5 protein-coding genes are annotated in these 12,060 nt (G+C 44.8%); all 5 read right to left on the bottom strand.

Annotated features, from left to right (window positions below):
• Positions 1 to 5: 5 nt before the first annotated feature.
• The 5 genes from HMPREF9447_RS13275 to HMPREF9447_RS13255 all read right to left on the bottom strand — a co-directional run bounded on the left by HMPREF9447_RS13275 (position 6) and on the right by HMPREF9447_RS13255 (position 11,987).
• Positions 6 to 1,826: a BACON domain-containing protein gene (locus tag HMPREF9447_RS13275; RefSeq protein ID WP_009130258.1), complete on the bottom strand. Its 1,821-nt coding sequence runs from the start codon at positions 1,824 to 1,826 to the stop codon at positions 6 to 8.
• Positions 1,827 to 1,868: 42 nt separating this feature from the next.
• Positions 1,869 to 3,473 (bottom strand): RagB/SusD family nutrient uptake outer membrane protein, encoded by a 1,605-nt coding sequence (locus tag HMPREF9447_RS13270; protein ID WP_009130257.1) that lies wholly within the window; start codon positions 3,471 to 3,473, stop codon positions 1,869 to 1,871.
• Positions 3,474 to 3,491: 18 nt separating this feature from the next.
• Complete coding sequence (locus tag HMPREF9447_RS13265; protein WP_009130256.1) at positions 3,492 to 6,551, bottom strand: SusC/RagA family TonB-linked outer membrane protein; 3,060 nt, start codon at positions 6,549 to 6,551, stop codon at positions 3,492 to 3,494.
• 127 nt (positions 6,552 to 6,678) lie between these two features.
• Complete coding sequence (locus tag HMPREF9447_RS13260) at positions 6,679 to 9,705, bottom strand: DNRLRE domain-containing protein (RefSeq protein WP_009130255.1); 3,027 nt, start codon at positions 9,703 to 9,705, stop codon at positions 6,679 to 6,681.
• 23 nt (positions 9,706 to 9,728) lie between these two features.
• Positions 9,729 to 11,987, bottom strand: a complete 2,259-nt coding sequence (locus HMPREF9447_RS13255; RefSeq protein ID WP_009130254.1) for a sialate O-acetylesterase — start codon at positions 11,985 to 11,987, stop codon at positions 9,729 to 9,731.
• Between the last annotated feature and the right edge of the window lie 73 nt (positions 11,988 to 12,060).

The raw sequence follows: 12,060 nt of genomic DNA, 5'->3' as shown, positions 1-12,060 counted from the left end.
AGATTTTATTTGGAAACACTTCTCACACAACGAACATAACGCGCACTTCCAGTCTTGGTGTTATTGGTACTGACATATTTACCAAAACGTATATAACAAGCTTTCTTACCGTCGGTAGTCTCTGTACTTGCCCAATAACTGTCACCGTTTTCCGTATCCCCCATTGTATTCAGGAGAATGCCGCCATGATCGGTGAAGACCTTATCGAATGCAGCACGTGCAGCCTGTTCTTCCGCCGGAAGCTGACCGGGAAGCAAACTCGAACTATGATTTCCGTTGTAGGCATCATACAAGGCTATCAACTCGTCTCTTGCCGGCCAATACCAACCTTCTCCTCTCTCTTTGCAATATTGTATAGCCGGAATATCTGCTGCATGTTCACTCTGCGCTATAGTCTGCGTATTGGCATATCCATTTTCACCGTCCGTTACCCCAAAACCTTCTGCAAAACCGTTCGTCCACTTCAGGCTCTCTCGTTTCAGAGATACGATCTTAGCTTTGGAAGGATCTGCCGGATCCACCCAGAATACAATACCGCCTTCAGCAAGTTCCGTATCCCCATCTTTCGTCACATACTCACCTATTGTAAAAGGTTCCACAGCTATAGCTTTCTGCTGGCTTACGGTAATGGTAGCCGTAGCCTGGCCTTCACCGGAACCGGCTACGACGGTCACAGTCGCCGTACGCGAACCATCCGTGGTATTCTCCGACAAAGCGGTGAATGTAATCTTGTTTTCTGCCTTGCTTACGGAAAGCCATGTGGAGCCATCACCTTCAATGGTTACCGCATATGAACTCTTATTCGTAGTTACGGTAGACTCTGCCGTGGCACCGGCTTCACTGGTCAGTCCAACTTGGGTAGGTGTAACGGTCAGTGTCGCAGGTTCTTCGGGGAATTTATAGTTACCTATCACTTTCATGGCACGTACGAAGCGGCTTGTACCTGTTTTGGCACCAAAGTCAAATCCATACTTACCGAAGCGGACGTATCTTGCTTTCTGCCCATCTTCACTTTCCGTACTTGCCCAGTAGCTTTCACCATTGCCCGTATCAGCCGCTGCATTTATAACAGCTCCACCCAAATCGGTCAGGTACTGGTCGAACATGGCACGGGCCGCTTTTTCCGTATCGCTGATATTGGCAGGCACTGCATTGGTAAATGCCGGTTCTTCATGTCCGATACCATTGTATGCGTCAAACAAATCGAGCAATTCATTGGATGCCGGTAAATACCAACCTTCTCCCAATGCTGTACACAAGGCGGCAGCATCATTAGGACCTGCATTTACAAACAAGGCTGTATTCGCCGGGCCGTCTACTGCCGACAGAGCACCATGAGGCATGATAGATACTTCATACGGATTGCCGCCCCAACGTTCCAGTGAGATAGCCTTTCCGGATTCCGGATCAGACGGGTCAACCCAGAATATCATACCGAGTCCGTCTTCTGTCACTTGTCCCACTTTCAATGCCTTCTCTTCCGAAGCATCTTTATCTGATTGAGTCACTGTTACATTTACAGAGAACTCTCCGGAAACCAGCTTCACGACAGTCGAACGCGGTTCACCTGTTTCATTGGCAGCCGTAGCTTTATAAATGGCACGTTTCGGATTCACATCTACCGAGAGCCAGTCTGCCGTATACTCGGCGGTAACCTCACCCTCCGTCGTATAAATAAGAGCCGTTACAGAAGAACCTTCATTCTTCGATATGTTTATAGTGGTTTGGTCATAATTAAATTCCGGCATGATACGCACTTCCCCACGCTCTTTACATGAAATCAGTATCATACTCAAAATCAATGAAACCAGAGTTAGTTTTTTCATATTATGATTCTGTTTTTAATTTATAATTTAAAGTCAACTCTCCTATTTCCACGGATCGCTCTGCGGGAAGTTTTCTGCTCCCATCAGGTCTATCTGCTTCTGTGGTATAGGCCATATTTCGTGTTTGCCTTTCACGAAGTAATCACGACACAAGGCATAATCGGTATCCAGATACGGGTCTTCCGACTTCAAGTCGCCTGAGTGTTCACGAGCCCGATCGTAGAGGAGTCCAAGACGTTTCAGCAATGGCCAGCGTACTCCTTCGAAGTGCAGTTCACGGGCATATTCATCCAGAATCATATCAAGGGTAAGCGGACCGTTCTCACGGGCATTACCTGCCCTGCTCCACGTCTTGTTATAGTATTCGATGGCTTCGGAACTCGAACCGCCGTCGCGATGGAAGTAAGCCTCACAACACATCAGGTAGGTCTCTGCCAAACGGTAAACGATCAGGTCTTTGAAACTGGAAGTCCTGTCAGGCTGTGTAGCATTGGTCCATTGGTCAAAATGCTTCTTTGACATCGGATGCAGTTTCTCCAAATATCCGGCAGAACTGCCATACAAATCGGCTGGTATCTCTTTGCCATAATTGGCATTAGTAGGATCATTGTAATAGAACTTGTGGATAAAGAGCTTTTCATAGCGGGTATCCTTTTCCTTATCATACAGACCGAACAAGTAAGTATTCGGATAAACACGTCCCCAACCGTAACCACCCTGGGCTGCTTCAAAGGTACATCCGGCGTTAGACTGGTAGCGGGTAGTGGTAATAATGGCAAGACGGTGTCCCATCAATGGAGTACCGCTTCCGCCACCTCCCAGATTCTCTGAGAATTGGTAGGACCACAGCACCTCGGAGTTACGCAGGTCCGCCCCGCTGAAAACATCTTCCGTCTTCGGCATCATGGAGTACATCGTGCCATCCCTAAAGATATCTTCACACTCTTTTATTGCTTTATCATAGTCCTTTTCCCACATGGCTACCTGCGCTCTCACATGTTTGGCAACCGCCTTAGTGATACGGCCATAGTCCTTATTCGGAATGTCCCAGACAAGAGTGGCTATTGCATCTTCCAGGTCACCTTTAATCTGAGTGAATATTTCTTCCGTAGATGCCGGTTTATAGTCACGCACCAGATTATCTACCGTAGTAGGAAGTGTATTCAGATAGAGACGTTCAAAACGTTTCCATAGCTCAAAGTATGCATGCCCGCGGAAGAACTTAGCCTCAGCCCATGCTTTATGGACAACTTCGTCATCAAGCCCCAAGTTCTCGGCGCTTACAATGATTTCATTGGCTTTACCAATAATGGAATAATGGTGTGTCCAGAATGATTCGATATCGCTATTGTTAGGCAATAGCGTATTGAGACGGGCAATAGCTGCACTGGTTCCGGCACGGAATACCATGATGTCCGTATTATAGTCGCACATATTTACAACGTACAGGTTACCTCCATCTCCATTGGCTATCTGTCTCTCCATATTATATAACCCTATCACGGCGCGGCTCAGACCATCGGGAGTACTTATCAGATAGTTGTAAGTGATGTCCGTCTTCGATTCAGGATTAAGAAAGTCTTCACAGGAAGGCAACGTCGCAATTGCTGCAATTGCTAAAGCTGCTATATATAATCTTTTCTTCATTTTTTCGGTCTTTAATAATTAGAATGACAAATTTACTCCAAACACAAACTGTCTTGACTCAGGATATGCACCGGGAGTCAACTCCGGGCTATACGACAGGAAGTCTGTGAACGTAAGAAGATTCGTAGCGGTTGCATATACTCTTAACTTCTGAAGCTGGATTTTCTTAATCCAGGCGGTGGGGAATGTATATCCCAGTTGCAAAGTACGCAAACGGATGTAAGAGGCATCTTGAATGGCCAAGGCACTCTGATACGTCACATTCGAATTATGGGTAGGACGTGGGAAGTCATTTGAAGGATTAAACGGAGTCCAGTAATTCACCTTCACACCGTTCAATTTTCCCTGTAATGAACCACCACTGTTTGCATCCGACAGATAGGCATTCTGAATCTTGCGTCCGGATACTCCATACCAATCCATAAAGAAGTCGAAGCCTTTCCATTTAAGACTTGTGTTCAATGACAGGGTAAAGTCCGGGTCTTTGGAGATAGGAGTACGGTCGTCTGCCGTAATCTTCCCGTCACCATTCAGGTCTTTCACTTTCACAGAACCCGGCGCCACTGCATCCTGACGTTCCAGAACTTTGTCGGGTATACCGTCTCCATCCGTATCAATGGTTGGTTTTAAGGTATATGTCAGTTTGCCATAAGCATCACGGGTAATATCAAAATCAGTGTATTGATAAATACCGTCCGGTTCATAATTGTAATATACATTGATAGGTTTACCTACAAACCAGTTATTTCCAGGCTGGCTCAACGGTTTTCCATTCTCATCCACCTGATCGTCAATCTTCACGATCTCATTGGAGTATTGACTAAAGTTAGCTCCCAGGCTCCATGTGAAATCTTTCGTACGAATCACGTCACCGCTAACACTGATATCAATACCACTCGACTTCGTTTCTCCCAGATTATCAAGCATCTTTTCGTAACCTAAGGCTGAATTCAATCCGCGATAAACAAGCAAATCGGTAGTCCGGGTTTTATAATACTCAATGGTACCCGACAGTCTGTTTCGGAACAAACCAAAGTCCAAGCCCATGTTGACGGTTCTGGATTGTTCCCACTTCAGGTTAGGATTGGTAAGTTCTGCTCCGGGAAGATAACCCATATAGGAATTATCGCCAAACTCATATCTGAGTTTGTCAGTCAGACCAAGAGTTGTATAATTACCGATACCATTCTGATTGCCTACAATACCATAACTCAAGCGTAGTTTCAGATTATCGATCCAGGTTGCATTCTGAAGGAACTTCTCCTGATTCACACGCCATGCAAGGGCAACAGACGGGAATGTACCCCATTTGTTATTCTTTCCGAAACGACTGGAGCCGTCTCTTCTGACTGCAACATTCATAATATATCTATCCATCAGGATATAAGAAGCACGTCCCATGAAAGAAACCAGGTTATTCTCGGTAAAGGAACGTATGGGAGAACCTGTAAACTGTCCGTTTGCTATGAAGTTCCAATCCATATCCACCGGTAATTGATCGGTAGCATAGCCCAACTGCTTTGTCTGCTTATGATCTACGGACTGTACTGCGGTAATCGTCAGTTTGTGCTTCTGGTCTTTAATAGGGACATTGTATGTAAAGATGTTCTCAATCAGGTAGCTTCTGTCTTCCCTGTCGGTCAGTTTAGCCGTAGCTCCACCACCCGGATAATTCACTCCTTTTGCTTCGCCATCTTCCTGCTCTCTGTTATAGAGCGATGTATTCAGGCGGTAATTGAACCCTTTGAAAGGCTTCAACTCCAGAAAGACATTCAAACGGTAACTATTGGTGGAAATCTCACGCTTATAGTTTTCCGCTCTATAGAACGGGTTAACATCATTATTAGAATTAATATAGCGTGAATAACTACCATCTTCATTATAAATCTGTGCAATCGGAGTACGGGTAATAAACTCGCTGAAACTACCGTCTTCACGATCGGATTTGGTAAGAGCATAAGACGAGTTTACACCGAGGCTGATCCACTTATTAATGTTATAATCCACATTCAAGCGAAAAGCCGCCTTCTGATAGCCGGAACCGGTGGTTACCATTCCGTCCTGATCGAAGTAATTGACACCGGCAGCCATCCGTATCTTATCATTTCCACCACGCAACGTTACGTCATGATTGTGATAGAGTGCATTCTTCAACATCTCTTTCTCCCAATCTATAAATTGTCCGCTTGCCCACACTTGCTGCATGACATCGTCTCCTAAGGCTTCGGCAATGGATATTTCACGTGCATCAATCACACCTTTATCATTGGCTTTTGCTTCACGCCGCAACATTACATATTCTTCGGGTGAGTAGAAATCGAAGTTGCGCCATAAAGACTGTATACCTACATATCCGTTGTAACTTACCTCCATCTTACCTTGGCTACCACGTTTCGTTGTCACCAGGATAACACCATCGCTGGCACGGGCACCGTAGATAGCCTGCGAAGCGGCATCTTTCAGAATCTCGATGGACTCGATGTTCTCCGCACTCAGCGTACTGAACTCTTCACTGTCTGAGATAGAACCATCGATAACATACAAAGGAGTATTGGATGCACTGATAGAACGGTTACCACGGACCGTAATATTAGGATTGGAACCCGGTCTTCCCGACGAACTTGTCACATTAACACCGGCCACGCGTCCACGAAGCATATCAGCAACGTTTCCTGCCGGATAACTTTTCAGTTCATCCGTCTTAACCGAAGCGACAGAAGTAGCGACATCGCTTTTCCGCTGATAACCATAGCCCACGACTACAACTTCTTCCAGTTGCTTGGTATCCTCTACCATGACTACATTAATGACACCTTTATTACCTACCTTATGCTCCTGGTTCAGATAACCGATATACGAAAACACAAGTGTAGAATTCGAAGGTACCTCAAGAGAATATTTACCGTTTATATCGGTAATCACACCAGTTGCAGAATCTTTCACGCGAACATTCACGCCAATCAACGGACCTTGCGTATCAGACACAACACCTGTTACCCGTACGTTCTGCGCATGTACATCGGCCATAATCAATAGAAATACAACCGATAAGATTAGTTTAAAACAACAGTTTTTCATTTAATACATTAGATTTATATATTACTAATAAAGGAACAAGACAAAATTCACAAAAAACACAGAATCGGAATCTAAAAATCATACGGAAAGAAAGCACAATCGTACGAACGAAATAAATCTTTTCCGCTTACCACACTATCAAAGCCGGTTTATTCACAGATTCCCTGGTTCCGAAGGAACTATTCTTATTATTATCAGAATCATCTCCCAATTGGCGGACTTCCCTGATCAACACAAATGTAATTTCCGGCTGCCGACATTTGCGTATCAATGAAGTGACATCAAGCTGATGCCAGGATGCTGTCTCAGTCACAACTATCTCACCTGCCACATGTGCCGTATTACCTACATCGGTTACGCGCACCTGGTCTTTTTCCAGATTGGGGGCATTCTTCCAGTTCAGGGTACTTTCGTCCCAACTACTATTATCCAGTGCATAGACATGGAAACGATAAGGAGATTTGGTTGACGAACTGCCATACAGCCGGAGTATAGCGGCATTCATTTCCTCTTTATTCAGACCCGACAAATCGAACTTAAGATAGCTAACCTGATTGCCATTGGCTCGGGAAGCATTCATTTCTATATTCATCACTTTGGCTTTACCGAAGTGTTTCTCACTATTTGCCCCGGCCTTAACGGTTGCATCCGCCGTTGCCACCAGTGTCTTTGCAGCATTGGAACAGATAGGAATGGTAAGGAGCATTACACTCTGGGCAGGAAGTTCAAACGAAAGCTGTCCTTCTTCCGAGGTTTCTTTTATCCAGACCACTTCACCATAAGCATTTGCACTTACTTCCTCGGCAATCACCCTGGTTCCTGCAGGAAGGTTCAGCGACTTCAGGTCCAGTGTGAGATGGTTTGAAGAGAGTTTCCGTTGTACCAGCCATATATAATATCTCATTTCTTCCGAATTAAAGGAAGTTATCGCATCCACATCATTATCTGCAACCGACTTCACAGTATTCAGCAACGGGCGTTCATCCTTAAACCCTTTTGCAAACAGGCGAACAACTTCACCCGTACGCTGAATGCCACTTATATCAAAAGAGGAAGGAACCTCTTTGACGGACTCCGCATCAAACAATTTGATTTCCCTCACTTTGATACTCCCCTTATCCGTTGCAACAAAGCGGACTTTGGAAGTAGTTACAGGAGCATCGAACAGAAAAAAGGATTGCGCATAACGTGCATCTTTCTCAACGGTTTCTTTTATATCCGCCCATCTGGTACCGTCCCAATACTGCAAACGGAAATTCTTCACGCGATCGGGAGCCGTATAAACTCCATATGCCGAACCCGTATAGACAACAGCCCCACCCAATGAAGTGCTTTTTCCCAGATTGATTTCCAGGTATTTCTCTGCATCCGTATCTGGAGACACCCACATGGAAGCATCTGTTTTATTACCGTCGGTTATTACCTTCGCCGCTACCGGGCGAGATGAAGTCAGGTCCATTGCTTTCTTACCCAATGCCACATTGGTATAGGCATCCTCTACAATCCGTTTGCCTTGCCAGATAAAGTGATGTCCTGACTTGATACCACGCGGATATGTTCCGCTGGTAGTATTGGCAAACTTAAAAGCCCACATTCCATATCCTTGATTGAGCGTATTGTTTGTATATTCACCGGCCCACTCTGTGAACAAGGAAGGAGAATCCATCGTCTCTTCCTTATCGATCAGATATGCATTCATCCAACGCCCTGTTTCCGTATAAACGATCGGAAGCGGTTGTTTCAAAGGATGATTTTCCACTATAATCTTTCTTATATCAGAAACCTTGGACACATAACCTGCTGCCGGAAGATTATAAGAGTGGGTAGAGAATATATCCATCAAATCCCTGTCCGAAGGCAAGCCGCGATAGTCTATACGCAGATTCTTCACGACTTCGGCCCACCAGTTTGTATTGGAACCAGCTGTAACCGGACCCACAAAACGTGATTTCAGATTCTTCCCATACAGCCTATTCACATCCTGCACGGCACAATAAACAGCATCCGAAACTATTTTCATGGCATCTACATACTGGGTGATCTTCATTGGTCCGGCATGGCGATGATTCGGTTCGTTGTGCATGGCGTACATGGTTACATCCCCTGTCTTAGCTGCATAAAAAGCCAATGCATAGAAACGCTGCCACTGCTTCCATTTATTACTCCACGTTCCATCAAAATCTGTGGAATTTATCTGAAGAATAGCATCGATATTCAGACGTTTCAATTCTTTCAACGTGTATTCGAATACCATGGAATTGGTAGAAAAATGTGCTTCCCCACACTTCGCCAGGATAGGTTCCCATTGAATGAAACGATTATGCTCCGGATTGTTTCGCAACTCATTCTTACAGGACTCAAAGGCCTTCAATGTAGAAAGCTCCTTATCATTGAGCACAACGGACTGGGGAATATAATCATTCAGAGAAGTCCATACGCGCACACTGTTCACATTAGAGTATTCAAGCCAACCGGAAACATTACTTCCGGGTAAATAATATCCTTGATTGTAAGCCACGTATTTCATGGACTTACCAATAATTTCTTTAGCCACCGTCACCTGCATTTCCTTTTCCAAAGGTTCCTGGAAAGCTCTTGGAGCTTCACCTGTAGTAACAGGAATCGGCATACCCGCCTTCTCCTTACCGTATACTTCAAACTCATTAATCCGGATCGGTTCACCATCGGTAGATACCAGACGAATCTGAAAAGTGAGCAGCTCCGGATGAAAGGTGAACTCAAGCTTATCCAACCTGTTCTCCGTGCATTCCGTATCCGGCAGGTCCGTCCAGTTAGCATCATCCCAGTATTGAATCTTAAAATTCTTCACCGACCAGAATCCCGGTGCTTTTCCCTTCTCCTGCTCTGTTTGTTCGGCATCCGGAATTCCCGTATAGATAACAACCCGGTTTATATTATAATATCTCTCGAGATTAATATCCAGTGTATGAGGTGGACGCGCACTTTTACCACTCATCCAGGCAGATTTACGCGAAACGATTCCATCCGTCACATTGGATGCCGGAAACTCTTTCTGCTGCGATGAGGCAGTGACCGGTTTGTGTAATGCTACATTGACATTATCTGCATATAGCCCTAAAAAGGGCATGACAATAGCACCACAGACTAAAAATAGTTGTTTCTTCAAGCTCATAAATTATCTTTTAATGGGTATTTCTATTCTTTAGAGTAACAGGCTTTATAAGCCGCTTCAGCATATCTCCTACCAAGAATTATCTGACTGTCAGCACTAAAATGAGGGTCATTTTCATTGATCAGGGGCACCAATTCCCGGGATGACACACAATAGGAATAGGGAATATGCCGGGGAACCGTACGCAACATCTTATTAAATGCATCCGAAGTCCCATTCATCCGCCATTCGGCAATCTCTCCCACAATGACGGGGAGCTTTGTATCTCCCAGATCTTCCCGCAAATCGGCAACCAGTTTTTGTAACTTCGCCATATACGCTTCCGGATTCCGGCTATCGGCTTCGCCTTGATGCCAGATAATCGCTTTCAACGTTCCATACTTCATGGCCTGGCGTATACGTGACAAAGCTTCTCCATAATAATCATCCTTAGCTCCTTTCAACCACGAATTTATAGAACTCCCTCCGCGTGCATTAACCACTAATCCAAGTTTATGCTTCGTTTTATCTGCAATGGCCTTTGCAAAAGAATAGGCCGGGCCTACTCCTTGCAGATCTATTTGCTTGCGGATAGTAGAGTACTTATTTAAAGGATTCCTTGCAGGTTCCATATCACCGTTCGGAGTCAGCAAGTATACATCCTTTATACTGCCTTTATAGTTATCAGTAATATATCCCCGTCCTGCCATGTTGGACTGGCCAATGAAAAGGAACAGATCAAGCTGGGGTATCACCGGTTCAGGGTTGACACATACGCCTTCCGTCCCCAACCTGTATTTATCCGTGCGGAAGGGAAGGGCGGGAAAACCTTCTTTATTAAAGAAATTCATGTATCCACTATTCACCCAGAGATAACGGACATCTACAGGGTCATTTACCTCATTGCTCTTTGCACGTACCCGATTGCTATCAACAATCACTGCTTCGGCCGGATAAAACTGGCCGTCTTTACCGGCAACCATAAATCCGGAAAGCGAGGAAGAACCGTCTTTGGCAATAATCCCTGTACCCGCATTCGCAAATTCCAGAAGTAAACTGCCGTCTCCGGTTTTCGTCTTCTTTCTAAATTCAGGCCCCTGATAAACAATCTTCTTACCATAAACTTTACCCAAAGCCAACTGTGCAAGGCGCCAGCCAACTGTGTCTTTCACAATCGGATGAATATCTTTGGGATTTCCCTGGTCAAAAGCAACGGCCATACCTGTATTCTTCACATGCAGTGAGGTGAAGTATTGCGCTTCACGCAACTCATTCCAGTAACGGGTCTTTGTTTCAAATCGAGGTAACTGTACAAACAGGAAAGGAATATCTCCCTGCCCCCACGACGCCCTCCACTCCTTTATCATAGCGGGGAACAGTTTACGATATTGTGCCCCACGTGCTGTATTCGACTCTCCCTGATAGAAAATAAATCCTTTCAGAGTATATGGACTGACAACGTTCAACATCGTTTCGGATAAACCGACCGGACGACGAAAATTCCATTTTCCCATAGGCTCCGTAGGTTTACCAATGTATTGTTTCTTTTCTGCTGATAATTTGTTATACTCTGCCAGAGACTTAATATAACGGTCATATATCTTCTCATACTCTCCAGGCTGATAAGCATCAACAATACTATCATAACGCTCTATGATAGGGCGGAAGTCTTTATCAGACAACAGTAACTTCCGGCTCGTCCACGCCTCAACCGTCGTTCCTCCTACGGGTAGTTGAATGATACCGATAGGAATATTCAAATCTTTATGCAGATTCTTCGCAAAGTAGTAAGCAACAGCTGCAAATTCTGGTGCTGTCTCAGGAGTACAAGTCTTCCAGGATGTTTCAGATACTCCGTGTTCCAGATAATATTTTCTCGGTACTTTATAATAACGTATCTGAGGATAATCAGCCAAATCGATTTCCGCCTTCGCATCCTTCACCCTGCGCAAAGCAAACTCCATATTTGACTGACCACCCGCCAGCCATACGTCACCTACGAAAACATCTCTAAAACTAACCTTATTATTACCATTTATGACTTCTAATTTATAAGGTCCTCCAGCTTCTCCGGTCCTTAATGTGACCATCCATTTTCCATCAACAGCCTTACTCTTCCGACTGTGTCCTTCAAACAACACTTCAACCTGCGAACCGTCTGCCGCTTCTCCCCAGATCTTCACGTTTGCATTACGTTGCAACACCATATGATCCGTAAAAACATCGGCAACCGTAAACCCGCCGTCAGCAAAAACAACGATGCTGGCCAGAAATAAAAATAAAGAAAATAAAATGCGTTTCATAGTTCAATTCGGTTTTAAAATGACTCTGCAAAGATGTCCGTTTACCGAGTGAAGACATATAACAATCGTTCTT

Origin of the sequence: Bacteroides oleiciplenus YIT 12058, from assembly GCF_000315485.1 — a bacterium.
Taxonomy (GTDB): Bacteria; Bacteroidota; Bacteroidia; order Bacteroidales; family Bacteroidaceae; genus Bacteroides; species Bacteroides oleiciplenus.
The sequence above is the reverse complement of the archived record's forward strand: the minus strand, read 5'-3'. Positions and strand labels throughout refer to the sequence as shown.